Consider the following 25372-nt stretch of genomic DNA (forward strand, 5'->3'; position numbering starts at 1 on the left):
CCCACGAGGCCTCTCTTCCTTCCCCTTCTATAAAATGTCACACATTACAGAAAGGCCGTCGACATGACCGCCACCACCTGGAACACCGACCGACCCTGGCGCGGCATCATGGTCGCCACCACCCTCCCGTTCCGCGAGGACCTGTCCGTCGACTACGACGCGTACGCCGAGCACGTGGCCTGGCTGATCGCCAACGGCTGCGACGGCGTCGTCCCCAACGGCTCCCTCGGCGAGTACCAGACCCTCACCGACGCGGAGCGCGCCCAGGTCGTCCGTACCGCCGTCGCGGCCGCCGGTGACGGGGCGCGGGTCATGCCGGGCGTCGCCGCCTACGGCAGCGCCGAGTCCCGCCGCTGGGCCGAGCAGGCCGCCGAGGCCGGGGCCGGATCCGTCCTGCTCCTGCCGCCCAACGCGTACCGCGCCGAACCGGCCGCCGTGCGCGCCCACTACAGCGAGGTCGCCAAGGCCGGGATCCCGATCGTCGCCTACAACAACCCGATCGACACCAAGGTCGACCTCACCCCCGAGCTGCTGGCGCGCCTGCACCGCGACGGCAGCATCGTCGCCGTCAAGGAGTTCAGCGGCGACGTCCGCAGGGCGTACGAGATCGGCGAGCTCGCCCCGGAACTCGACCTTCTGATCGGCGCCGACGACGTCCTCCTGGAGCTGGCCGTCGCGGGCGCGGTCGGCTGGATCGCCGGCTACCCCAACGCCTTCCCCACGAGCTGCGCCGAGCTCTACCACGCGGCCGTCTCGGGCGACCTGGCCACCGCCGTGCCGCTCTACAAGTCCCTGCACTCCCTCCTGCGCTGGGACTCGAAGACCGAGTTCGTCCAGTCCATCAAGCTCTCCATGGACATCGCCGGCCGCCGGGGCGGACCGACCCGTCCCCCGCGCCACCCGCTCACCGGCGAGATCGAGGCCGGCGTGCGGACCGCCACGGAGAAGGCCGTCGCCGACGGCCACCGCTGACCCGCACCGCCGACCGTCACCGCTGACCCGCACCGCCGACCACCACCGTCGGCGTCCACGCTGTCTCCACCGCATTCCGTCCCCGCTGTCGAGACCGGGACGGCGGCCCGCCCGCCGTCGTCCCGACGGCCACCGGCCGGGCCCGGACCACCGGCATCGCGCAGCACCTCCTCGACCCGGACGACCCTTCCCCGGAGGCTTCCTCCCGTGACCGACACACTCCCGACCGTCATCTCCCGCAACCCGGCCGACCCGGCCGACGTGCTCCTGCGGATCCCCGCCCCCGGCGCCTTCACGGCGGTCGACACCGTCGAGCGGGCGCGCGCCGCCCAGCCCGGCTGGCTGCTCGCCGGGGCCGCCGCCCGCTCGGCCGCCCTGGGAGCCGTCGCCGCCGCCGTCGAGGGCGCGGCCGACGAACTGGCCGCGCTCGCCGTACGCGAGGTGGGCAAGCCGCTCGCCGAGGCCAGGGCCGAGGTCGCCCGTACCGCCGCCATCTGGCGCTACTACGCCCAGGCGCCCTTCGAGCCCACCGGAGCGGTCCACGAGACCGCGGCGGGCCCCGGGCTGCTCCTGACCCGCCGCCGCCCGCACGGGGTGGCAGGGCTCATCACGCCCTGGAACTTCCCCTTCGCCATCCCGACCTGGAAGGCCGCCCCGGCGCTCGCCACGGGCAACACGGTCGTCCTCAAGCCCGCCCCCGAAGCCACGGCGTGCGCCCAGCGCCTGGGCGAGATCGTCCAGCGGGCCCTGCCCGAGGCGGTGTTCACCGTGCTGCCCGGCGGCGCGACCGAGGGCAACGCGCTCGTCTCCGCCGCCGACGTCGTCTCCTTCACCGGCTCCACCCCCGTCGGCCAGGCCGTTGCCCGGGCCGCGACCGCCCGGGGCATCCCGGTGCAGGCCGAGATGGGCGGCCTGAACGCCGCGCTCGTCCTGCCGGACGCGGACATCGAGCAGGCCGCCGCCCACATCGCCGCCGCCGTCTCCGGGTACGCCGGCCAGAAGTGCACCGCCACCAGCCGGGTCATCGCGGTCGGCGCCGCGCTCGACCCGCTGCGCGAGGCGCTCTCCGAAGCCCTGCGGGCCGTCCCCGTCGGCGACCCCGCCGACCCGGCCACCGTGTGCGGGCCGCTCATCCACGAGTACGCCCGCGACCAGGTCGGCGAGGCCTGCCGGGGGCTCTCCGTCCTCGCCGGCGGCACCGTGCCCGACCGGTCCGGCTGGTACGCGGCCCCGACCCTGGTCGAGAAGGTCTCCCCGGGGCACCGCCTGCTGCGCGAGGAGGTCTTCGGCCCCGTCGCGTCCCTGCTCGCGGCGGAGGACCTCGCCCACGCGATCCGGATCACCAACTCCGTGCCGTACGGTCTGGTCACCTCGGTCCACACCGCAGACCTGAACACCGCGCTGAGCGGCCTCGACCTGCTCGACACCGGCATGATCCGGCTCAACGCCCCGTCCACCGGAGTCGACTTCCACCTGCCCTTCGGCGGCTCCAAGGCATCCAGCCACGGGCCCCGTGAGCAGGGCCGGGCGGCCCTCGACTTCTACACGTCGAGCCGGACGTACACGCTGGCACCCGCGGGCCCCGCGGCGTGACATCGTACGGTGGTGATGTCAACCAGAACGAAGGGATCACCACCGTCATGGGGCACCTGACCCACCGCGACCTCAACGCCTCCCGGGAGCGGCTGCGCGACCAGGTCGCCCATGCCCTGCGAGCCGCCCTGATCTCGGGCGAGCTCCGCCCCGGGGTGGTGTACTCGGCGCCGACCCTCGCCGAGGACTTCGGGATCTCCGCCACCCCGGTCCGCGAGGCGATGCTCGACCTGGCCCGCGAGGGCCTGGTCGAGCCCGTCCGCAACAAGGGCTTCCGGGTCACCGAGGTCGACGAGCGCGACCTCGACCAGTACACCGAGATCCGCGCGCTCATCGAGATCCCGATGGTCGGCAGGGTCACCCGGATCGCCGCCCGGGAGGACCTGGAGGCGCTGCGGCCGGTCGCCGAGGACATCGTGCGCGCGGCCCGCGAGCACGACCTCATCGGCTATCTGGAGGCGGACCGGCTGTTCCACCTCACGCTGCTCGGCCTCGCGGGGAACGAACGGCTCGTCGAGACCGTCGGCGAACTGCGCAAGCGGTCCCGTCTGTACGGGCTCACCGCCCTGGACAAGAGCGGCGGCCTCGTCCCGTCGGCCGAGGAGCACCTGGAGCTGCTCGACCTGATGCTCGCCGGCGACGCCAAGGGCGCGGAGAAGTGCATGACCCGGCACCTCGGCCACGTCCGTTCCCTCTGGGCCAAGGGCGACCGCCCGACCGGGGAGTAGCGGCACCGGCCGACGGCCGGACAGTGGCTTCTCTCGACGGGCGGACGACGGCCACCCCTCGATGCAACGTCACATCCGACCGGCCGTCCGCGGCCGTGGAAGGAAGCCATGAACCCCGCGTACGCGACCATCGACCACACCTTCACCGTCCCTCTGGACCACGCGGTGCCCGACGGCCCCACCATCGAGGTCTTCGCCCGGGAGGTCGCCGACCCGGCCCGCGCCGGCGAGGAACTCCCCTGGCTGCTCTACCTCCAGGGCGGACCCGGCGGCAAGTCGCCCCGCCCGTCCGCCGGTTCGCCCGGATGGCTGGCCCAGGCGCTCAAGACCCACCGCGTGCTGCTCCTCGACCAGCGCGGCACCGGCCGCTCCACCCCGGTCACCGCGAGGTCCGCCGCCCGGTTCGCCTCACCCGAGGCCCTCGCCGGACACCTCGCCCACTTCCGGGCCGACGCGATCGTCGCCGACGCGGAGCTGATCCGCCGCGAACTCTGCGGCGACGCCCCCTGGGAGACCCTCGGCCAGAGCTACGGCGGCTTCATCACCCTCACCTATCTCTCCCAGGCCCCCGAGGGGCTGCGCGCCTGCTACGTCACCGGCGGCCTGCCCGGCCTCACCGCCACCGCCGACGACGTGTACGCCCGCACCTACCCCCGCGTCCGCGACCGCGTCCTCGACCTCTACGCCCGCTACCCCGAGGACGGCCCCCGCCTGCGGAAGATCGCCGACCTCCTCGCGGCCGACGTCGTCCGCCTCCCGAACGGCGACCGCCTCACCCCGCACCGCCTGCGCACCCTCGGACTCGCGCTCGGCATGGGCGACGGCTTCGAGCGCGTCCACTGGCTCCTCGACGAAGCCCTCGGCGAGGACGGCGAGTTGAGCGACACCTTCCTCCATCAGGTGACGACCCTGACCGGCTTCACCGACAACCCACTCTTCGCCGTCATGCAGGAGTCGCTGTACGGACAGGGGGCGGGCCCGACCGGCTGGGCGGCCGCCCGCGCCCTGGCCGACTTCCCCGAGTTCGCCGAGGACGCCGACCCCCTCCTGCTCACCGGCGAGATGATGTACCCCTGGATGTTCCGGGAGATCGCGGGCCTGCGCCCCTTCGCCGACGCCGCCGACCTGCTCGCCGCGCGCACGGACTGGCCGCCCCTCTACGACCCGAGCCGCCTCGCCGCCAACGAGGTCCCGCTCGCCGCGATCGTCTACCACGACGACATGTACGTCGACGCGGGCATCTCCCTCGCCACCGCCCGCCGCATCGGCGCCACCCGCGTCTGGGTCACCAACGAGTGGGAACACGACGGCGTGGCCGCCTCCGGAGGCCGCGTCCTCGCCCGCCTGATGGACCTGGCCGCCGGTCGCGCGTAACCCCTGAGCCGCAGCGCAGCCCTCCCGCTCCCGCACCACGGAGCCGGAGGGCTTTCGCGTTCCCCGACGAACGTGGCCGGAAACCGTCGACCGCCCGGTTAAACCTCCCGCGAAGCAAGATCACTTTTTCGGGGTAATGCCCTCGAACTGATGGGGTGAGCGGGGCTTACCGGCCGTTACTGTTCCCCGGGATCTGGACGAATTCCCAGAGATTGACCCCCTATTTCCTCTTTCACCGGCGGTGTCCGCACGCCGACCGTCGTCCACCCGAAGGAGAGCTCGCCCCGATGACCGTTGATACCGGCCCGGAAGTGCAGGTGGAGCCGCCCAGGCAGTCCAGCCTGAGCACGGCGGCAGCCCGTAACCTCGCCACCACGACCAAGTCCACCCCGCAGATGCAGGAGATCTCCTCCCGCTGGCTGCTCCGGATGCTCCCCTGGGTGGAGACGAAGGGCGGCGCCTACCGGGTGAACCGCCGACTGAGCTACACCGTCGGCGACGGCCGCATCGAGTTCGTCCAGGACGGCTCCCGCGTCCGTGTGATCCCGCAGGAGCTCGGCGAACTCGCCCTGCTGCGCGGCTTCGACGACGTCGAGGTGCTCACCGCGATCGCCGACCGCTGCGTCCAGCGCGACTTCCGCGCCGGCGAGGTGCTGGCCGCGCTCGGCACCCCCGCGGAGCAGATCCACCTGATCGCCCACGGCCGGATCAATCAGACCTCCGTCGGCAAGTACGGCGACGAGGTCGCGGTCTCCGTCCTCGCCGACGGCGACCGCCTCGGCGAGAACGCCCTCCTGGACGCCGACGCCAGGTGGGACTACACCGCCACCGCCGAGACCGCCGGCACCCTGCTCACGCTGTCCCGCGCCGACTTCGCCTCGATCGTGGACTCCGCGCCCGCCCTCCGGGCGCACCTCGACGAGTTCAGCTCGCTTCCCCAGCAGCGGCAGAACCGTCACGGCGAGGCCGAGATCGCGATGTCCGCCGGCCACGTCGGCGAGGTCGCGCTCCCGGGCGCCTTCGTGGACTACGAGCTCAAGCCGCGCGAGTACGAACTCTCCGTCGCCCAGACCGTCCTCAAGGTCCACACCCGGGTCGCCGACCTCTACAACGGCCCGATGAACCAGACCGAACAGCAGCTCAAGCTCACCATCGAGGCCCTGCGCGAGCGCCAGGAGCACGAGCTCATCAACCACCCGGAGTTCGGCCTCCTCCACAACGCCGACTTCAAGCAGCGGATCCAGACCCACTCGGGCCCGCCCACCCCGGACGACCTCGACGAGCTGCTCACCCGCCGTCGCGGCACCAAGCTCTTCCTCGCCCACCCGCGGACGATCGCGGCGATCGGCCGCGAGTGGAACCGGGCCGGGCTCTACCCGGACACGGTCCTCCTCGACGGGCACCAGGTCCCGTCCTGGCGCGGGGTCCCGATCCTGCCCTGCAACAAGATCCCCATCAGCAAGGAGAACACCAGCTCGATCCTCGCCATGCGCCTCGGCGAGGACAACCAGGGCGTCATCGGTCTCCGCCAGACCGGTCTGCCGGAGGAGTACGAGCCGGGCCTGTCCGTGCGGTTCATGGGGATCAGCGAGCAGGCGATCATGTCGTACCTGGTCACCACGTACTACTCCGCCGCGATCCTCGTGCCCAATGCGCTCGGCGTCCTGGAGAACGTCCAGATCGCCCGCAGGCGCTGACCCGCACCGGATCCGCACCCGTCCGGCCGACACCACAGCCCGGCCCCTTCCGGGCCGGGCGACCATGCCCGGGATCCGGGACGAACCACCCCACCCCCTCTAGGAGTCACGGATGCCCGAGCCCGGGCTTTCCCCTCTGCAGTCGAGCCTGCCCACCGCAGCGGCCCACTTCGGGGCGCACGTCCTCACCCAGGCCGGCTCCGTCGGCGTCGAAGCCGCCGACGCCGCGCCGTCGACCGTCCCCGTTCCCGCCGCGGTGGCGGAGCCGGAGCCGGGGCCCGACCTCGGCCGGATCCTCCGCGGGCCCAGTGGCCTCGGCACGGCGGGGCTGAGTCTGGCGGCCCGGCCCGTGGAGCCGCCCGTCGTGGAACCGCCGGTCGCGCCGGCCCCCGCGGCACCCGTCGACGCCCTGCACATCCCGGGTCTCTACTACCACCCGGTGGCGGAGCCCGATCCGGTGCGGGTGGAGGAGCTCAGCCGCCGGATCAAGGACTGGGCGCTGGACGAGGTGCAGCTGTACCCCGACGAGTGGGAGGGTCAGTTCGACGGCTTCTCCGTCGGGAAGTACATGGTCGCCTGCCACCCGGACGCCCCGAGCATCGAGCACCTGATGATCGCCGCGCGACTGATGGTCGCCGAGAACGCGGTCGACGACTGCTACTGCGAGGACCACGGGGGCTCGCCCGTCGGACTCGGCGGACGCCTCCTCCTCGCGCACACCGCCCTCGACCCCCTGCACACGACGGCGGAGTACCACCCGCAGTGGGCGGAGTCGCTCCACGAGGACGCCCCGCGACGCTCGTACCGCTCGGCCATGGAGTACTTCGTCCGGCAGGCCACGCCCTCCCAGGCCGACCGGTTCCGTCACGACATGGCCCGCCTCCACCTGGGATACCTCGCGGAGGGCTCCTGGGCCGAGACCGACCACACCCCCGAGGTGTGGGAGTACCTGGTGATGCGGCAGTTCAACAACTTCCGGCCGTGTCCCACCATCACCGACACCGTCGGCGGCTACGAACTCCCGGCGGACCTGCATGCCCAGCCCGCCATGCAGCGGGTGCTCGCGCTCGCCGGGAACGCGTGCACCATCGTCAACGACCTGTACTCGTACACCAAGGAACTCGCCAGCCCCGGCCGGCACTTGAACCTGCCCGTGGTGCTCGCCGACCGGGAGAACCTCTCGGACCAGGACGGCTACCTCAAGGCGGTCGAGGTCCACAACGACCTCATGCGCGACTTCGAGTCCGAGGCCGCCGCCCTCGCCGCCGCCTGTCCCGTCCCCAGCGTGCTGCGCTTCCTGCGGGGAGTCGCCGTATGGGTCGACGGCAACCACTACTGGCACCAGACCAACACCTTCCGCTACAGCCTGCCCGATTTCTGGTAAGAAATGGAAAACCTTGTGACCAGCACCGAGCTCACCTCCGCCAACGCCACTTCCGCGTTCGTGCCGGCTCCGGCGTCGCCCTACCAGAGCGACATCGCCCGTTACTGGAACCAGGAGGCCAGGCCCGTGAACCTGCGCCTCGGCGACGTCGACGGGCTCTACCACCACCACTACGGCATCGGCGACATCGACCACACCGCCCTCGGCGACACCGAGGACAGCGAGTACGAGAAGAAGCTGATCGCCGAGCTGCACCGCCTGGAGTCGGCGCAGGCCGAGGTCCTCCTCGACCACCTCGGCGTCATCGGGCAGGACGACACGCTCGTCGACGCCGGCTGCGGCCGCGGCGGTTCGAGCGTCATGGCGCACCAGCGCTTCGGCTGCAAGGTCGAGGGCGTCACCCTCTCCTCCACGCAGGCCGAGTTCGGCAACCGGCGCGCGAAGGAGCTCGGCATCGACGACCACGTCCGTGCCCAGGTCTGCAACATGCTCGACACGCCGTTCGAGAAGGGCAGCATCGCCGCCTCGTGGAACAACGAGTCGAGCATGTACGTCGACCTGGACGACCTCTTCGCCGAGCACTCCCGCTTCCTCAAGGTCGGCGGCCGCTACGTGACCATCACGGGTTGCTGGAACCCGCGGTACGGCCAGCCCTCGAAGTGGGTCTCGCAGATCAACGCGCACTTCGAGTGCAACATCCACTCCCGTCGTGAGTACCTCCGCGCCATGGCCGACAACCGGCTCGTCCCGCAGGCGGTCGTCGACCTGACGCCCGCGACCCTGCCCTACTGGGAGCTGCGGGCCACCTCGTCCCTGGTCACCGGGATCGAGGAGGCGTTCATCGAGTCGTACAAGGACGGCTCCTTCCAGTACGTGCTCATCGCGGCCGACCGCGTCTGATCGCGTCCCCTGCCGGGAAAGGCCGGGCCCGTCACCCGACGGGCCCGGCCCTCCGTCTTCCCACCACTCCAAGGATGAGTTAGGTTAGGCTTGCCTAAGTAGCGACTTGGGTATCTCCTCACCTCGCCCTTGGAGAGCTCGGATGCGCCCCTTCAGTACCCCCGTCACCCAGCCCACCCCCGCGGAACGCGTGCGCTCGATCCTGGCCTCGGCGCACTCGATGACGGTCGTGGCCGACGGACACCGCCAGGAGGTCCACCTCCTGGACGGGACGGGACCGATGGGCCACCTCCACCTCCACGACCCGTCCGAGGGAGTCCACGACGGCCGGGACGCGCGCATCCCCGTTCGCCTGGAGCTCACGGACATCGCCCCCACCGCCGTACGCGAACGCCTTCGGGCGCGCCTCACCCTCACCGGGCTGCTCGGCGCGGAGTACGCGCACGATGCGACCGAGAGCACGTGCCTGGAGTTCGGCCAGGCGCTCCTCGAGGACGCCGAGGGACGGACGTACGTCACCCTGGACGCCCTCCACGCGGCGGACGTCGACCCCATCGCCACCCGCGAGGCGGCCATGCTCACCCACCTCGTCGACAGCCACACCGAACTCGTCCCGCTGCTCCTGCGCCTCGTCCGGCCGCGCCCCGAGCGGCGCATGGTCCGCGTCCTGCCGGTCGCCCTGGACCGCTACGGAATCACCCTGCGCCTGGAGTACCCCACGGGCCACCAGGACGCCCGGCTGCCCTTCCCCACCGCCGTCACCCACATCGACGAGGCCGCCTCCCGGATCCACGCGCTCTTCGCCGCGGCGCGGCGGTCCTCGCACCCCAACAGCCTGCTGACCTGAGCCCCCGGGCCCCGGGCGGCTCCCTCAGCGCGGGCTGGGTAGGTAGTACGGGCGGTTGTGGGCGGCCACCGGAGGGGACTGGAACGTCCAGGCGCCGACCGCAGGGCCGGGGCCCACGAGGGCGGTGAGGTCCTGCCCGAGCTCCGACGTCCCGTCATGGACGGTCAGACGGATCCGGTCGGCATCGGCGACGGGGTCGAGCGCGTGGTGCCGGTAGGGCTGGTAGAGGTTCATCGGCCCGGCCAGCGCGCGCCCCTCGGCATCGGTGCCGTAACCGGTGACCGGGGCGTTGTTCGCCGGAACCGAGCCCAGCCCCGTGAGGTCGGCGGTGAGGGTGAAGACGTCCTCGTCGTGCCGGACCACGGTGTCCGAACCGTCGGCGGCCGCCGAGGCCCTGCGGCAGTGCACGGTCCAGGCGTCACCCGCGGGACCGTTGGGGGACGGCATCGTCGTCTCGAACCAGCCCGGACGCTTGGGCTCGGCGAAGAGACGCCGTCCCGCGTCGATGGCCAGCGGGTTGTCGCACAGGACATGGACACGGGCGATGCCGAGCAACCGGGTCTGGTCGACGCCGTGCGCGTACTCCTCGTAGGAGAGGTGCGGCAGCCGGTGGGCCTCCGCCGTCGGGTGGGCGATGATGTTGAACTCGATCTCCTGGGTGACACCACCGCCGAAGGCGTACTGGGCGAAGTACAGCTGGTAGTTGAGGGACACGACGGCCCGCCCGTCGAACTCGGCCGCGCTGAGGGCCGGATGACGCTTGGCCAGCAGATCCCGCACCGGCTCGGGATCCACGAGGAAGTCGACGCCGATCTGGTGCAGCGCTCCGTAGTGGAACGGCAGTTGGTACGGCGCGGGGACGGGCGGCAGCGGCAGGGGGGTCACGGGGCGGCTCCTGAGGTGAGGTCGGCGGGCCGGTCGCGAGCGGCGAGCTCGCGCGCGACGGCCTCCGCGCTGCGCAGCGCGAGGGCGGCCATGGTCAGCGTCGGGTTGGAGGTGGCGACCGAGGGCATGCTGCCGCAGCCCACGGCGTACAGACCGGGATGGTCCCAGCAGCGCTGGTGGGAGTCGACGACGGAGGTGGCCGGGTCGTCGCCCATGACGTGGGTGCCCGCTCCGTGGCCGGCCCCCCGATAGGCGTACGTCCTGCCCCGGTGCTCGAAGCGGCCCGGACCGGCCGCGGCGTCGGTGTGGTCCTCGGCGCCGAGCAGGGCGAAGATCCCGTCGGAGACCTGCCGCGCGGCGGCCATGCCCTCCCTGACGTGCGGGGACAGGTCGTACGTGACCGCCGGGCGCGGCAGGCCGAGCGCGTCGCGGCTGCGCGGGTCGAGGGTGACGCGGTTGGCCGGGTCCGCCTCCTGCTCCATCTCGAACTGGAGCGTGAACTGGCGCCCCACGCGCTCCCGCACGGCGGACCGCAGCGCCGGGCCGAAGAGCCCCCGGCCGCCCGCGCCCCCGGTGCGCAGGAGCGCGGCGACGTCTCCGTCGACGGGCCCCCTGGCCCACACCCAGCCCCAGTTGCCGATCTCGACGCGGAAGGGCGCGCGGGCGCGGCGAGCGGGGCCGAAGCGGAACCCTTCCAGACCGGAGGTGGAGCCCGGGCCCCGGTACGGGCCGACCTCCTCGGGCATCAGCCCCCAGGTGAGCAGCACCGGATGGTCCATCAGATTGCGGCCGACCTGGTCGCTGCGGTTGGCGAGGCCGGACAGGAGCAGCAGTCGGGCGTTCTCGACGGCGTGCGCGGCCAGGACCACGACGTCCGCGGAGACCGTGCCCGGCGTCGCAGGACCGGCACCCCAGCGCAGGTACTCGACGCCCGTCGCGCGGCCGTTGCCGTCGACGAGGACCCGGTGGACGACCGCCCGGTCGACGAGCGTCACCGAATCGCTCCAGCGGGCCTGGGTCTTGAGGGGTGTGTACTTGGCGTGGCTGGGGCAGATCGGGATGCAGCTGGCGCTGCCGAGGCACCGGCTGTCGGGGTCGGGCCGGCCGTGCGCGCCCACGGGGACGTACCCGGCGCCGTCGGCGTAGCGGGGATCGGGGATGCCGTTGCGGCCGTGCGGGGTGCCGGTGACCCGCAGGACGACCGGGTCACCGGTGGCCGGGTCGGGCAGCGTCCGTCCGTCGAGCCGCGCGGCGAGCATCCGGTCGAGGCGGCTGACGGGCAGGGCCTTCATCGGGAAGGTGTAGCCCTCCGGGAACGACAGCCCGACGTGCTCGCGCTGTTCGTCGACGTCGGCGGCGACCCCGATCTCGTACTCCGCCGCCCGGTAGTGGGGCTCCAGTTCGTCGTAGCCGATCGGCCAGCTGCGCCCGTAGCCGAACGCGGCCGTGCGGAAGTCCTCCGGGTGCATCCGCGGGGTGAGGCCGGTCCAGACGTTCCCGGTGCCGCCGTTGACGCGGATGTATCCGCTGGCGTACGGGAGGGGTCCCCGCTGGAGCAGGTGGCCCTCGGCCGTGTACCCGCCCGAGGGCGGGCCGGCCAGGTCGGTGACCTCCGGCCATGCCGCCTCGGGGCTCGGGACGTACGGGGAGCCGGGTACCTTGGCGCCGGCCGTGAGGAAGGTGTGGAGGGCGTGCCGGTGTCCGGACTCGGGGTCGGCCGCCGCGGGCCCGGCCTCCAGGACGAGGACCCGCCGCCCCAGCTCGCCGAGCCGCCGGGCGACGAGCGAACCGGCGATCCCGGCGCCGACCACGATCACGTCGTAGGGACCGGGACCAGGAGCGGCGGCGGGCCTCCTTCCGGCGCTCATCGGACGGCCCCGTCAGGAGCCTCGGACCAGCTCCCGAACCCGGGCCGGCCGGTGCCGGGCGCGTGCCCGCCGAGGGCCCGCCACACCAGCCCCTCCGCGTAGGCGCGGGCGGAGACGACGGTGGGCGCCGAGCCCGGCCGCCCCGGCCAACAGCCCGTGTACCAGAGACAGGTGAGGGATCTCGCGAGGTCGAGCGGCTCCTCCGCCATCCTCTCCGCGAGCTCCCCGACGGATTCCGGTGCACGGGGGAGCCCGGCCAGGGCGGCCCGCAGCGCGCGGCACGGTCCGGCGCCCACTTGCGCCGCGACGAACTCCGCGTACGCCTCGGCCATCCCCGTCTTCTCCAGTTCGGGCACGCTGAATCCGCTCAGCGCCGAGGACAGCGCGACGAACTCCTCCGTACCGCCCCAGGCCTCGGCCGCATTCGACAGGCTCACGTACCCGCACCTCTCCCTCGACGCACGTCGGTGATCGTTCCCCGACGCCGAGGGGCGGACGCGTCCAGTTCAGGACAACCGCGCAGGTGAGGTGGCCGACCGGCGGCGGCGCGCGGTGGGGCGTTGTGGGGGCGCGCGGCGTCAGCGCGCGCTGTCCGCCAGGGCTCGGTGCGGCTCCTGACCGAGACCCAGGCGTCGTGCGTCGCGCTCCGGGCGGATGGCCGTCACGGCGAGCAGACCGGCGAGGACCATGACCACGGCGGCGATCAGGAAGGCGGTGGTGTAGCCGGAGGCCGCGGTGTCCGCGCCGTCGATGAGGCGGCCCGTGAGGTAGGGCGCGACGAGTCCCGGAAGGGTGCCCGTGGCGGCGACGATGCCGAAGAGAGCGCCACGCTGTGCGGTGGGGACGACTTCGGCGGCGGTCATGTAGTGGAGGGGGATGGCCACGGCGACGGTGCCGAAGGCGAGCCCGATGAGCAGCAGGCGGGGCACGGCCGCGTCGACGAAGGGGAACACCGCCATCGCGCAGCCGGCGAGGCACACCGCGAAGCCCTGGGTGGCACCGCTCGACCAGCGGCTGCTGACGCCACGTGCCTTGAGCGCGTCCATCAGCGGCGAGACGGTCAGCAGCAGGACGAGGCTGAAGGCGGAGACGGTGCTGATGACGGTCGCGGACGTACCGGGGGTCATGCCGAGTTCGGTGCGGAGGTAGGAGGGCAGCCAGACGTGGCTGAGGGAGAGGGCCCACGCGGCGCCGAAGGCGCTGGAGATGCTGCCGAGCACCGTGCCGGACAGAAGGAGCTTGCGGTAGGGGAGGTGCGTGGTGCCGGGCGGCTGCTTTCCGGCGCCCGAGGGGCGGGCGTGGTCGAAGGGGCCGTCGTGCCCCACGCACCACCAGACCAGCGCCCAGGCCGCGCTGACGACGGCGAGTGCGGCGTAGGCGGAGCGCCAGCCGTGGTCGGTGATGAGCCAGGTGAGGACGGGCGCGGAGACGAGGGTCCCCAGCGCGGCGCCGCCGATCTGCAGGGCGGAGGGAACACCCCGGCGGTGCGCGGGGAACCACTTGTAGAGGGCGTGCATGGACATGGAGGCGGCCGGGCCTTCGGCGGCGCCGAGGAGCACACGGCCGGCTATCAGCGTCGGGACGGCCGCCACGATCAGGACGGGCAGCTGGGCGACGGCCCAGGTCAGCGTCATCACGAACAGCAGAGTTCGGCTGGAGATGCGTGAGGACAGGAAGCCGACGACGAGTCCGGAGAGGCTGAACAGCAGCGAGAAGGAGCTGGAGACCAGGCCGTAGGTGCTGTTGCTGATGCGCAGTTCGTCCATGATCGGAACGGCGGCGAGCCCGAGGACGGCCTTGTCGGCGAAGTTGATGACCATGAAGGCGACGATCATGGCGGTGACGAGCCAGGCCCTGCGCCGGTCGTACGGGGGAGCGTCGGCCGCATCTTCGTCGGAGCGCGGGGCGGCGGGCGCGGAAGGTAGGGGTGCCATGGGTGACTCCTGCGAGGTGTGGGTGGAGCAGAAGGCCGGGCCGGGGCGAGGCGGATCCCCTCGACCGGGCGCGGGGCGCGCCGGTTCCGCCTCGCCCGCCTCAGACGAGCGCCTTGACGATGGCGTTCTTGTGGATCTCCGTCGTGCCGGTGACGATCCGGAACATGCGCAGCGTGCGGAAGATCTGCTCGACCTCGTGGCCGCGCGTCAGTCCGGCCTTGCCGTGGATCTGGACGGCCTGGTCGGCGACGCGGAAGCACGCCTCGGAGGCGAACAGCTTGCACATGTTGGCCTCGACGGCGATGTTCTCGCCGCGATCGGCGCGCGCCGCCGTGGCCATGACCATGGAACGGGCGGCGTACACCTCCGTGGCCATGTCGGCGAGCTTGTGCTGGACGGCCTGGAGGGCGAGCAGGGGCTGTCCGAAGGCGACACGGCTCTTGGCGTGGGCGACCGACAGGTCCCAGGCGCGCCGGGCGGCGCCGATCAGGGAAGGGCAGTGCAGGAGCCGGTTGAGGGTGATGCGTCCGATGCCGATCCGCAGCCCCTGCCCGATCTCGCCGAGCAGGTTCTCGGCGGGTATCCGGCAGTTCTCGAAGACGAGGTCGCCCTCCATCTGCTGGCCGGACATGGGGACTTCGCCGTCGAACACCCGGCAGCCGGGGGTGTCGAGGTCGACGAGGAACGCGCTGTACGCCTCTTCCGTGCCGGCCATGCGGGCGACGACGATCGCGAAGTCCGCGAACGGTGCGGCGGAGCTGAACACCTTGTGTCCGTCGAGGACGTAGGAGTCGCCGTCGGGGGTCGCGGTGGTCCTCATCCGCCGCACGTCGGATCCGGCGTCCTCCTCGGTGATCGAGAAGCAGCAGGCGCGCTCGCCGCGGACGACAGGCATGAGATACCGCTCCAGCTGGTCGGCGGTGGCGTACTTCACGATCGCGCCGACCCGGAGCGGGCCGCCCATGTCGCCGAGGACGGAGTGGGAGAGCGCCGCTCCCGACGCGGTCAACTCCTCCTTCAGGGCGCACAGTTCGGTGAAGCCGATGCCCTGGCCGCCGAGTTCGGGCGGCAGGCTGATGCCGTAGAAACCGAGCTCGCGACTGCGCTTCCAGACGTGTTCGAGGGTCGGGCGGTCGACCCGGCTCTCCGGGGTGATGCCGCGCTCGCGCTCGTAGGGGAGGAGCTCGTCGTTCAGGTAGGCGCGGAGCCGGACGACCAGTTCCCGGAGGCGCGGGTCGTCGTCGTAGGAGGGTTCGAGGGAGTAGGGCATGGTGCGGGTTCCTGTTCCTGGGTCAGTGGACGCGGCGCTCGGTGCCGGCCCAGTACCGCTCGCGGATCGCACGGCGGTCGATCTTGCCGTTGGGGTTGTGGGGCAGCGCGCCGACGACATCGACGGAGCGGGGCTTCTTCATACGGGCGAGGTGCTCGGCGCAGTAGTCGATGAGTCCGGCCTCGTCGAGGACGGCGCCCGCGCGGGGGACGACGACGGCCTTGACCGCCTCGCCCCACCGCTCGTCCGGGACGCCGACCACGGCGGCCTCGAAGACGGCGGGGTGCTGGTGGAGGACGGACTCGACCTCCACGGCGTAGATGTTGAACCCGCCCGAGATGATCATGTCCTTCTTGCGGTCGACGATGAAGACGTACCCGTCGGACCTGCGGCGGGCGAGGTCGCCGGTGTGGAACCAGCCGTCGCGGAAGCTCTCCGCCGTGAGCTCCGGTTCGTTGTGGTAGCCGGGGACGACATCGGGTCCGCGGACGACGATCTCGCCGACCTCACCGTCCGCGACGGGTGCGCCGGCCTCGTCGACGATCCGCACGTCGGCCTCGGCCAGCGGCCGTCCGCAGGAGAGCAGCAGCTCCTCGTCCTCCCCCTCGATCGCCCGCCGGTGATCCTCGGTCGACAGGAACAGGACACCCGAGGTCGTCTCGCCGCAGCCGTAGCCCTGGGAGAGCACGGGGCCGAACAGGTCCCACGCCTCGCGGATGCGCCGCGGGGACATGGGCGCGGCGCCGTAGATCAGCTGACGCAGGCTGGAGAGGTCGTGGTCACGGGCGCCGGGCAGCGCGAGGACGGTGTTGACCATCGTCGGGACGACGAACGCGTGGGTGGCGCGCTCGCGCTCGACGGTGGCGAGGAACTCCTCCGGGTCCCAGCGCGGAAGGACGATCGCGCAGCCCCCGGCGAAGAAGATGCCCATGAGGGGCATGCCGGAGGCGTGGGTGACGGGCCCGGCGAGGATCTGCCGGCAGCCGGGGCCGATCCGGGTGTCGGCGCTCATGACCGACTTGCGCAGCAGGGTCAGGCGGTTGCCGTACGTCTGGACCGCCGCCTTCAGCTTTCCCGTGGAACCGGACGTGAAGTGCAGGACGGCGGCGTCGTCCTCCTCGCACTCCACGTCGACCGGGGCCTCACCCTCGGCCCCGCCCCGACCCTCGGCCTCGGCGAGGATCTGCGCGTAGCCGGGCCCCAGATCGCTCGGGCCGTCGTAGCCGACGACCGTCCTCACTCCCGTCCCGGGGACGGCCGCGCGGGCCGTCTCCAGGTGGGCCGCTTCCGTCAGCAGCACCCGGGCCTCCGACTCGCGCAGCAGGTGGGCCACCTCCGTGGCACCGAGCCGGGCGTTGATCGGCGCGCGTGTCAGCCCGGCCTTGTACAGGGCGACTTCCGTGACGACGAGTTCGGCGCGGTTGGCGGCGAGGGTCGCCACGCGGTCGCCCCTGCCCAGGCCGCGTCCGCGGAGCGCGGCGGCGAGCCGGTCGCTGTGGTCGTCGAGCTCCGCGTACGTCAGCCGGGTGGGGCCGCAGACCACGGCTTCGGCATCGGGTTGGTGGCCGGCGGTCCGGCGTATGTACCGCCCGAGGTTCATCGCACCTCCAAAGTTTCCGAACATTCTGTTCGGTATCAAGCTTGGTGTGCGGCAACGTAAGGGCAGCGTTAGGGTCAGGTCAACAGTCCGGAGGGGAAAGGGTCGACGTGGAGACGAAGCCGACGGGGGACCGCCGCGTCCGCAGGACCAGGGCCGCGCTGCGCCAGGCCCTGGTCGAACTGGTCCTGGACAGGGGGTTCCAGGCGATCACCGTCGAGGAGATCACCGAACGCGCCGACGTCGGCCGGGCCACGTTCTACGCCCACTACCGCGACAAGGAGGACCTGCTGGTCGGCATCGTCCGCGACCTCGCGGAGGACCGTGAGCGCCTCCTGCCGGCGGTCAGGCAGGCGCACGCCCAGGGCTTCACCGGCCTGCCGGTGAAGTACATCTTCGAGCACGCCGAACAGGAGAAGCCCGTCTACCGGGTCGTCCTGCGCGGCGAGGGCGACGGCCGGGCCCTGCGCGAGTTCACCGACCTGATCTGCGCACACGCGGAGGCGGCCTTCCGGGCGCGGACCGAACAGCTCGGGGTGACGCCGAGGATCCCGCTCGACGTGGTCGCCCGGGCCTGGACCGGCGAGCTCATCGGCCTGCTGACCTGGTGGGTCGAGAACGACACCGGCTACAGCGCCGCGGACATCACCGCCCACCTGCGCGACCTGTCCGTGTACGGCCGCGTCTGGGCCACCGGCCTCACTCCCTCCGACGCCCCCGGAGCCCTCGACCTCACCCCCTGAACCGCCGCGTTGCCAAGCGGGCTCTCCGGCTCTTCGACGCCCTTCCTGGTCGAGTTACCGAACACCATGTACGGTAACGAGCCCAGTAGGCGCACGACCTCTCGGAGCGGAGCGGACGCATGACCGGCATACCAGGCATACCCCCACTGGCCGACCTCGTCTGGGCGCGGGGATACACCGATCCGGCCTGGGCCCGTCGGCACATGACAGCGGCCCGGGAGCTCGTTCCCAGCCGCTGTGTCCGACGCGCCACCGGAACGCCCACCCCGCTGACCGCCGCGCCCCCCGGCGCCCTCGACGGCCTCGCCCTCGCAGGACCGGACGGGCGGCGGCTCCCCCTCGCCGAGCTGCTCGCCCGCGCCGAGACCGACGCCCTGCTCGTCATGCACCGCGGGACACTCGTCCACGAGCAGTACCTGCACGGATACGAGCCCCACGTCCCCCACTTCAACGCCTCGGCCGCCAAGTCCTACCTCGGCCTCCTCGCCGCGACCCTCGCCCACGAAGGGCTCCTCGACCGCGGCACCCGGGTCACGAAGTACGTCCCCGAACTGGCCGGCACCGCGTTCGGCGAGGCCCGGGTCGACGACCTCCTCCACATGGGCACCCGGATGAGCTACGCGGGCCGCCCGTACGACAAGGCCCTGGAGGCCCAGCGCTACTTCGCCGTCCTCGCTCCCCGGCTGCGCCCGTACGGCTACAGCGGGCCGGCGACGATCCGCGAGCATCTCTCCACCGCCCGGTCCACCGGCGCGCCGGGCGTCGAATTCCGCTACGAGAACGGCAACGTCGAAGCCCTGGCGGAGGTCCTGCGCCGGGTCACCGGCACGACCACCTCGGCGCTGCTCTCCGAGATGATCTGGTCCCGCATCGGCACCGAGGAGGACGCCTACTACCTCCTCGACGCGGACGGCACGGAGGCCGCCTCGGGCGGCTTCGGCGCGACCGCCCGCGACCTGGTCCGCCTCGGCGAGACGCTCCGCTGCGGCGGCGCGACGGGTGGCCGGCAGGTCGTCCCCGAGGCCGTGGCCTCGACGATCGTCTCCGGTGTCCAGGACGGCCACCCCCGACGCGTCCGCTTTCCCGGTGCACCGGCGAGCACGCCCGCCACCCTCTCGTACCACGACCTGTGGTGGATCCCGAACGACCCGTACGGATCGTTCATGGCCAGCGGCATCCACGGCCAGCGCCTCTTCGTCTCACCCGGGCTCGACCTCGTGATCGTCCACTACGCCTCCCAGATCGTCTCCCCGGCCGTACCGGCCGTCCCGCTCGTGCAGGCGTTCCTCGCGATCGGCACCCACCTCCAGGGCTGAACGGCCCGGCATCCGGCTCGCCGAAGTGGGCGGGCGAAAGGTGATCTCGCCCGCCCCCTTCGGCTCACCGGTCAGTGGGGACTACGACACCGCCGGGACCGAGTCCTCGAAGGCGGTGCCCGACGAGCGGTACGCGGCGACCTTGGCCGCCACCTGGGCCGGGGTCAGCACCTGGTCCTTGACGTGCAGGACGTAGTCGACCTTCTGGTCGTACGCGCGCGGGGTCGTCGAGGTCTGGCCGGCCAGGTCTATCAGCCACTGGTTGAAGTTGATGGACATGGGCCGTTCGGGCAGGTAGCGCGCGTCGTGGCGGCCGAACTCCTGGCCGTCGACGTAGTAGACGAGGGAGTTGTCGTCGATGGTCAGGACGAGGTCGTGCCAGCCGGCGTAGCTCGCCCGGACCTCCGAGTGCTGGTTGACGGCCTCCCACGGGTCGGGCCGGTACGTCTCCCACGACGTCGTGTAGAGGATGTTGGCGGGCTCGCCCCAGCCGCCGTTGGGCAGGTACTCGAAGTCGTACTCGGCGTAGTCGTCGGCCATCGGGGCCTTGAGGTCGTTGATGGTGAAGAAGGTCTGGACGACGCGGTCGCCGTCCGGTCCCGACAGCGGCGCGTCGGAGAAGCGCACGCGCGCCGCGTAGGTGCCGTTCCGGAACTTCGACGCGCGGGTGAGGATCTCCGTGTGCTTGGTCGACTCGCCCGTACCGGCGGTCGAACTCCGCAGGTTCATGAGGGAGTTCGTGCCCTCCTTGGCGAAGGTGACGTTCTCGGGGGCCCAGGTGGCGCCCGGCACTCCGGGGCCGCCGGAGTTGGACCGGACGCTCCAGCCGTGGGCCGCGATCGCCGGGTCGGTGTGGCCCGTGTAGTCGAAGTCGTCGAAGAGCGCGGCCCCGGTGGGCGGGGGAGTGGTCGGATCGGTCGGCGTCGGGGTGGGTTCGTTGCCCGCAGGGGCCGTCCCCCAGACCTGGACGCCGCCGACGGTCGCGGTGACCTTCGACCAGTTGGCGTACGTGGTCTGCGCGGGCCCGAAGGAGTAGTCGTCGCTCTGGTTCAGCGGCTGCCAGTTGGAGCGGTGGAAGCGCAGCTGCATGTCGCCGGTGTCCGCGCCGGGGGCGAGCGTGCCGGCGCCGGCGGTGAAGCCGACCTCCAGGTAGCGGTCGGCGGTCGCGGTCGGGGCGGCCAGGGTTCCGAAGGTGCCGGTGAGGTTCGCGCAGCCCTTCACGGCCCAGGAGCAGGCGTAGGTGTACGAGGCCCCCGCCTCGGCCTTGAAGTAGTAGCGCACCTTGACCTGGCTCAACGGCACGCTCGCCGTACCGGTGTTGACGACCTTGAGCCAGGGCTCGACCTGATCGCCGCCGGTGGCGCTCTGCCGGTACTGGACGGTGACGGCCTCACCGGCGGCCGCCGCCGGCAGCGCGGTCAGGGCGGTGGCGCCGAGCCCGGTCACCGCGGCGACGGCGAGCGCGGCACGGAGCCGCAGGCCGCTCCTGGTCCTCGTGGGGACGTTCATGGTGGTGGTTCCTCTCCTCAGGTGGGGACGGACACGGGTGAGAGACGGCGCGGCACCCCGAGGGCGTCGAGCCGGGTCCTGTGGTGGCGGAGGCGCTCCTGGAAGCCGGGCCAGTCGTGCCGGCCGGTCCAGACGACCTCGGCGAGGGCGCAGAGCCGGGGAAACGTGAGGTACTCGGCGTGCGCCGCGGTCGGCACGTATTCGGTCCACAACTGGGCCTGGGAGCCGAGGACCCGTGCCGACTCCTCGGGGCTCCACTCCGCCGGCGCCGGGTCGTTGCCGTGGACCGTGCGGAGGTCGACGACCTCGCCGGCCTGGCCGGGCGGTTCGGAAGGGCTCGTGGACTGGGGGTAGTCGAGGTAGGTCGTGCGGTGGGGTGCCATGACGACGCGGTGGCCGCGTTGCACGGCGACGCGGCCGTGGTCGGAGTCGCGCCAGGGCATGACGGTGAAGTACGGGGGGAGGTCGGCGCCGTTCTCGGTCCAGCTGAGCGGCTGCCGGCCCGCGTCGAGGAGGTGCCGTCCGATCCGCTCCATGAACCAGCCGTGCAGGGCGTCGGGACCCGCGAGCCCCTCCTCGGCGGCCCGCCGGAGCGCGGACGCCGAGGTGTGCCACTCGGTGGTGGGGCACTCCTCGCCCCCGATGTGGACGTACGAGGAGGGGAAGACGTCCATCACCTCGTCCAGGACGGTGCGGCAGAAGTCGAGGGCCTCGTCGTGGACGCCGAGAATCGTGTCGCAGACGCCCCACCGGTCCCAGACGTCATACGTACGCCCCGGGTGGTTGCCGAGCTCGGGGTAGGCGGCGAGCGCGGCGCGGACGTGGCCGGGCATCTCGATCTCGGGCACGACGGTGACGCCGCGCTCCGCCGCGTACGTGACGAGCCCGGTGAGTTCGGCCCGGGTGTAGGCGCCGCCGTGCGGCACCCCGCCGACCTCGGTGAGCCGGGGGAGGGCGGCGACCGGCATGCGCCAGCCCTGGTCGTCGGTGAGATGGAGGTGGAGGACGTTGAGCTTGTGGAGGGCGAGCAGGTCGACGTACCTGTGGAGGTAGGAGACGGGGCGGAAACGGCGGGCGACGTCGAGCATCGAACCGCGCCAGGGGAAGCGCGGGGTGTCGGTGATCTGGACGCAGGGCACGGACCACTCGACCCCGCGCGCGGGCTCGTCGCCGAGGGCTTCGACGGGCAGGAGCTGGCGCAGGGTCTGGACCCCGGAGAGGAGTCCACGGGGGTGGGCGGCCCGCAGCAGGATCGCTTCTGCGCCGACGGTGAGCCCGTACCCCTCCTCACCGAGGCCGGTGAGGGCGCTGTCGACGGCGAGGACGACGGAGCCGTCCGGGTGGGCGGGCAGCGGAAGCCCGGTGGCCGGCCCGAGCAGGGTCCGCAGCAGTCGCGCGGCGGGGTCGGCGCCGGGCGAGACCCTCAGCGCGGTCCTCGCGTCGAAGGTGAACCGGCCGGGCAGGGGCGAGAGGTGGGTGGGTGCGGGGACGAGTCGGGGCAGGGGCATCGAGGTGCGTTATCCCTTCACGGCTCCGCCGGTCATTCCGGCGGAGACCCGGCCCTGGAGGACCAGGAAGAGGACGAGTACGGGCAGGGCGAAGAGGGTGGAGGCGGCCATGGTGGCGCCCCAGTCCGTGCCGAAGACATTGGAGAAGGACGAGAGCCAGACGGGCAGCGTGCGGTCGTCCTGGTTCTTGATGACGAGCATGTTGGCGAAGGCGAACTCGTTCCAGGCGGTGATGAATCCGAAGAGCGAGGTCGCGAGCAGCCCCGGGGCGAGCAGGGGGAGGGTCACACGGCGGAAGGCGACGGCGCGTGTGCAGCCGTCGACCTGAGCGGCTTCCTCCAGCTCGGCCGGGACGGCCGCCAGGAAGGAGCGCAGGGTGACGACGGTGAACGGCAGGGTGATCATGAAGTAGATCAGGCTCAGGGTCGCCAGCCGGTCGAGCAGGTCGGCGTCCCGGGCGATGACGTACATCGGGATCAACAGCGCCTCCCAGGGTGCGACCTGCGCGAGGAAGACCATGAGGATGAAGCCGCGCCGGCCGCGCCAGCGCATCCGGGCGACGGCGAAGGCGGCGGCGAGCGCCACCACCAGGGCGAGCAGGACGCACCCGGCGGTCACGAGCAGGCTGTTGCGCCAGAAAGTCCAGAAGCCGTCGGCGGCCACGGCCTTCCCGAAGTGCTCCAGGGTGACGGAGACGGGGAGGAAGCCCGGGGTCTCGGACTGGATGTCACGGGTCGGACGGAAGGCGGTGAGGACCATCCAGTACACCGGGAAGACGGCCAGCACGAAGACGACCGCCGCCGCCGTGTTCAGGGGGAGTCGGCGCAAGGAGCGGGAGCGGGAACGGAGACGGGAGCGGGGTGTCACCGGTCGGCCTCCTGTCGGAGCAGCTGGCGGAAGTAGGCGATCAGCGCGGCCACGAGGAGGAGGACGGTGAGCGTGGAGACGGCCGCCCCGAGGTCGTAGCGGTGCAGGGACTGGGCCACGCGGTAGGCGTAGACGGGCAGGGTGGTCGTCGCCTCGCCCGGACCGCCCTTGGTGACGGCCCAGATCTGGGCGAAGCAGCGGAAGACCCAGATGACTTCGAGGCAGAGGACGAGGCCGAAGATCGGGCGGAGGAGGGGCAGTGTGATCGAGCGGAAGATCCGCCCGCCGCCGGCCCCGTCCAGCCGGGCCGACTCGTACAGCTCGGCGGGGACGGTCAGCAGCGCCGAGTGCAGGGTGATCGCGGCGAAGGGGACCGACTGCCAGACGACGAGCAGGACGAGGACGGTGAACGCGGCGGGGCCGTCGGCCAGCCACGAGTAGCCCTCGAAGGACTCGAACCCGAGCCGGACGAGGAGCCAGTTGACCACGCCGAGGCGGGAGGCGAAGAGCCACTGGAAGACGGTGGTGGTGGCGATGACGGGGCTGGCCCACGCGAGCACGAGCCCGCTCGTCACGAGGATCCGCATCCGCCGGCCGAGCTTCCGCATCATCAGGGCGATCAGCGTGCCGAACCCCATGATCAGGACGACGTTGACGAACGTCCACCAGAAGGTGCGCCGAACGACCGCCCAGAACTCGGGGTCGGTCAGGACGGTCCGGTAGTTGTCGAGGCCGACGAAAGGGGCGCCGCCGCGGATGAGTTCGCCCATGCCGTACTCCTGGAAGGAGATCAGCAGGTTGCGGACGAGGGGGTATCCGAGGAGGAGTGCTCCGCCGAGGACGGTAGGGGCGACGAGGAGGTACGGCCAGAGGGCGGACCCATGGGGGAGGCGGGGGAGGCGCTTCGGTCCTGGGCGGGGCTTCGGCCCTGAGTGGTGCTTCGGCCGCGGGTGGTTCTTCGGTCCTGGCCGAAGCTTCGGTCGCGGGTCGTGCTTCGGTCCTGGGCGACTCGTCGGTGCCGGTCGGCTCGTCGCCTCCGGCCCGGTCACGAGCCGAGGGTCTTCGTGATGCTCCGGGACGCGGTCGCGGCCGCCGTCGCCGGATCGCCGCCCGTCAGCACGGCGGTCATGTACTGCTTGATCGGGTTGGTGGCCTCGACGGCCGCCCACTGCGGGGAGTTGGGTGTGGCCCGGCCCTGGGCCGCGCCGGCGGCCATCGCGGCCGTGCCGGCGTCGTTCTGGATGACGCGGGCGAGTGAGGTGCGGTTGGGGACGTAGCTCATCGTTCTCGCCATGTCCGTCTGCCACTTCTCGCCCGCCAGGGCCGCGACGACCCGGTAGGCGGCCTCCGGGTGGGTCGACGCCTCGGGGACGAGGAGGTCGGAGCCGCCGGTGAAGACCGCACCGGGCCGGTCCGCAGACTTCCCGGGCACGGGGAAGAAGCCGAGCTTGCCCTTGAGCGCGGGGTTGATCTCCTCGACGATCTTCGCGCCGCCCGGCACGGCGATGATCTGGGCGACGTCGCCCTTGGCGAAGACCTCTGCCTGTGGCGGCTTCGCCTCGTCGGCGTCCTTCGGACCCTTGCCGAGGGACTGGAGGCGCCGGTAGAAGTCCATGCCGGCGAGGGCCTGCGGGGTGTCGAGCGCGCCCTTCCACGCCGTGCCGTCCTGGACGGCGAGGTCGCCGCCCTCCTCCCAGACGAAGCCGGAGAGGGTGAACCAGTTCTGGCCGGGGAGGTAGATGCCCTGGGTCCTGCCCCGGTTGAGCTTCGCGGTCACGGCGAGCCACTCGGCCTGCGTCTTCGGGGGCGCGGTGACGCCTGCCGCGGCGAAGAGGTCCTTGTGGTAGATCACGACACGGTTGGCCGCGTACCAGGGGACGCCGTACTGCTTGCCGTCGACCTTGCCCGGCTCGGCGAGCCCCGGGAGCCAGTCGGCGCCGTTCAGCTCGGTCACCTTGTCGCTGAGGTCGCGGACGCCGCCGCTCGCCGCGTACTGCGCGACCTGGGTGTTGCCCACCTCGATGACGTCCGGGGCGTCCTTGCTGGCGAGGGCGGCCGTGACCTTCTCGCCGATGCCGTCCCACTCCTGGATCTGGATGTCGAGGTCGATGTCCTTGTGCTCCGCCTCGAAGCCGGCACGGAAGCGGGTGAGGAAGGAGTCGGTGACGCTGTCCTTCATGATCCATACGGTCACCTTCTCCACCCCGCCGTCGGCGGCCGGGGAGCTCGGCCCGCCACAGGCCGTGGCGGCGAGGAGGACAGCCGTCGCGAGGACGACGGTACGGGGGAGAGTCTGCACGGGCACCTCGATGGATAGTTGACCAATTGGTTAGGTGGTCAGGTCTGTGTCCAGAAGGTGGCATGGACCAATCGCGCCGTC

21 protein-coding genes are annotated in these 25372 nt (G+C 72.1%); 10 read left to right on the plus strand and 11 right to left on the minus strand.

Translation table 11 applies throughout. The annotated features are described in order from the left end of the window. Positions 1–63: 63 nt before the first annotated feature. The 8 genes from SGA01_RS01535 to SGA01_RS01575 all read left to right on the plus strand — a co-directional run bounded on the left by SGA01_RS01535 (position 64) and on the right by SGA01_RS01575 (position 9495). Positions 64–972: a dihydrodipicolinate synthase family protein gene (locus SGA01_RS01535; protein WP_141292501.1), complete on the plus strand. Its 909-nt coding sequence runs from the start codon at positions 64–66 to the stop codon at positions 970–972. Between the two features lie 207 nt (positions 973–1179). Then, entirely contained in the window at positions 1180–2565 is a 1386-nt protein-coding gene (locus SGA01_RS01545; protein WP_141292503.1) for an aldehyde dehydrogenase family protein, read from the plus strand. A gap of 47 nt (positions 2566–2612) precedes the next feature. Beyond that, a complete protein-coding gene (locus tag SGA01_RS01550; protein WP_055646544.1) occupies positions 2613–3293 on the plus strand; it encodes a GntR family transcriptional regulator in 681 nt (226 codons plus the stop codon). A 108-nt stretch (positions 3294–3401) separates the two neighbouring features. After that, positions 3402–4667, plus strand: coding sequence for an alpha/beta fold hydrolase (locus SGA01_RS01555; RefSeq protein ID WP_141292505.1), 1266 nt, complete (start codon positions 3402–3404; stop codon positions 4665–4667). 287 nt (positions 4668–4954) lie between these two features. Next, a complete protein-coding gene (locus SGA01_RS01560) occupies positions 4955–6364 on the plus strand; it encodes a family 2B encapsulin nanocompartment shell protein (RefSeq protein ID WP_141292507.1) in 1410 nt (469 codons plus the stop codon). Positions 6365–6476: 112 nt separating this feature from the next. Next, positions 6477–7748: a family 2 encapsulin nanocompartment cargo protein terpene cyclase gene (locus tag SGA01_RS01565; protein WP_141292509.1), complete on the plus strand. Its 1272-nt coding sequence runs from the start codon at positions 6477–6479 to the stop codon at positions 7746–7748. Positions 7749–7751: 3 nt separating this feature from the next. Continuing rightward, complete coding sequence (locus SGA01_RS01570; RefSeq protein ID WP_141292511.1) at positions 7752–8648, plus strand: geranyl diphosphate 2-C-methyltransferase; 897 nt, start codon at positions 7752–7754, stop codon at positions 8646–8648. A 142-nt stretch (positions 8649–8790) separates the two neighbouring features. After that, entirely contained in the window at positions 8791–9495 is a 705-nt protein-coding gene (locus tag SGA01_RS01575; RefSeq protein ID WP_141292513.1) for a DUF2470 domain-containing protein, read from the plus strand. A gap of 24 nt (positions 9496–9519) precedes the next feature. Here SGA01_RS01575 and SGA01_RS01580 read toward each other — a convergent pair whose 3' ends face one another. The 6 genes from SGA01_RS01580 to SGA01_RS01605 all read right to left on the minus strand — a co-directional run bounded on the left by SGA01_RS01580 (position 9520) and on the right by SGA01_RS01605 (position 17052). Next, on the minus strand, positions 9520–10380 hold the full coding sequence (locus SGA01_RS01580; RefSeq protein WP_141292515.1) for a hypothetical protein: 861 nt from the start codon (positions 10378–10380) through the stop codon (positions 9520–9522). Then, positions 10377–12248: a GMC family oxidoreductase gene (locus SGA01_RS01585; RefSeq protein WP_141292517.1), complete on the minus strand. Its 1872-nt coding sequence runs from the start codon at positions 12246–12248 to the stop codon at positions 10377–10379. The genes SGA01_RS01580 and SGA01_RS01585 overlap by 4 nt, the downstream gene beginning before the upstream one ends. Next, entirely contained in the window at positions 12245–12685 is a 441-nt protein-coding gene (locus SGA01_RS01590; protein WP_229917698.1) for a hypothetical protein, read from the minus strand. Before SGA01_RS01590 ends, SGA01_RS01585 begins: the two co-directional genes overlap by 4 nt. Before the next feature lie 141 nt (positions 12686–12826). Next, positions 12827–14182, minus strand: a complete 1356-nt coding sequence (locus SGA01_RS01595; RefSeq protein WP_141292519.1) for an MFS transporter — start codon at positions 14180–14182, stop codon at positions 12827–12829. Between the two features lie 100 nt (positions 14183–14282). Continuing rightward, positions 14283–15452, minus strand: coding sequence for an acyl-CoA dehydrogenase family protein (locus tag SGA01_RS01600; protein WP_141292521.1), 1170 nt, complete (start codon positions 15450–15452; stop codon positions 14283–14285). 22 nt (positions 15453–15474) lie between these two features. Next, a complete protein-coding gene (locus SGA01_RS01605; protein ID WP_141292523.1) occupies positions 15475–17052 on the minus strand; it encodes an acyl-CoA synthetase in 1578 nt (525 codons plus the stop codon). A 107-nt stretch (positions 17053–17159) separates the two neighbouring features. Between SGA01_RS01605 and SGA01_RS01610 the strand changes: the two genes are divergently transcribed. Both SGA01_RS01610 and SGA01_RS01615 read left to right on the plus strand, forming a co-directional pair. Further along, a complete protein-coding gene (locus tag SGA01_RS01610) occupies positions 17160–17792 on the plus strand; it encodes a TetR/AcrR family transcriptional regulator (protein ID WP_055645328.1) in 633 nt (210 codons plus the stop codon). A gap of 119 nt (positions 17793–17911) precedes the next feature. Next, the gene (locus SGA01_RS01615; RefSeq protein ID WP_167533971.1) at positions 17912–19108 is read left to right on the plus strand and encodes a serine hydrolase domain-containing protein; all 1197 of its coding nucleotides are present in this window, start codon (positions 17912–17914) and stop codon (positions 19106–19108) included. Positions 19109–19189: 81 nt separating this feature from the next. On the opposite strand, the gene SGA01_RS01620 is transcribed toward SGA01_RS01615, so the two are convergent. From SGA01_RS01620 to SGA01_RS01640, 5 genes are all read right to left on the minus strand, one after another. Continuing rightward, complete coding sequence (locus SGA01_RS01620) at positions 19190–20617, minus strand: cellulose binding domain-containing protein (RefSeq protein ID WP_055645330.1); 1428 nt, start codon at positions 20615–20617, stop codon at positions 19190–19192. A gap of 17 nt (positions 20618–20634) precedes the next feature. After that, positions 20635–22125, minus strand: a complete 1491-nt coding sequence (locus tag SGA01_RS01625) for a beta-N-acetylhexosaminidase (RefSeq protein WP_141292525.1) — start codon at positions 22123–22125, stop codon at positions 20635–20637. 9 nt (positions 22126–22134) lie between these two features. Next, entirely contained in the window at positions 22135–22992 is an 858-nt protein-coding gene (locus SGA01_RS01630; protein WP_371865961.1) for a carbohydrate ABC transporter permease, read from the minus strand. Further along, a complete protein-coding gene (locus SGA01_RS01635; RefSeq protein ID WP_141292578.1) occupies positions 22989–23789 on the minus strand; it encodes a carbohydrate ABC transporter permease in 801 nt (266 codons plus the stop codon). The genes SGA01_RS01630 and SGA01_RS01635 overlap by 4 nt, the downstream gene beginning before the upstream one ends. A gap of 248 nt (positions 23790–24037) precedes the next feature. Continuing rightward, positions 24038–25297: an extracellular solute-binding protein gene (locus SGA01_RS01640; protein ID WP_141292527.1), complete on the minus strand. Its 1260-nt coding sequence runs from the start codon at positions 25295–25297 to the stop codon at positions 24038–24040. Positions 25298–25372 lie beyond the last annotated feature (75 nt).

The sequence above is a fragment of the Streptomyces gardneri genome (genome assembly GCF_006539185.1).
Taxonomy (GTDB): Bacteria; Actinomycetota; Actinomycetes; order Streptomycetales; family Streptomycetaceae; genus Streptomyces; species Streptomyces gardneri.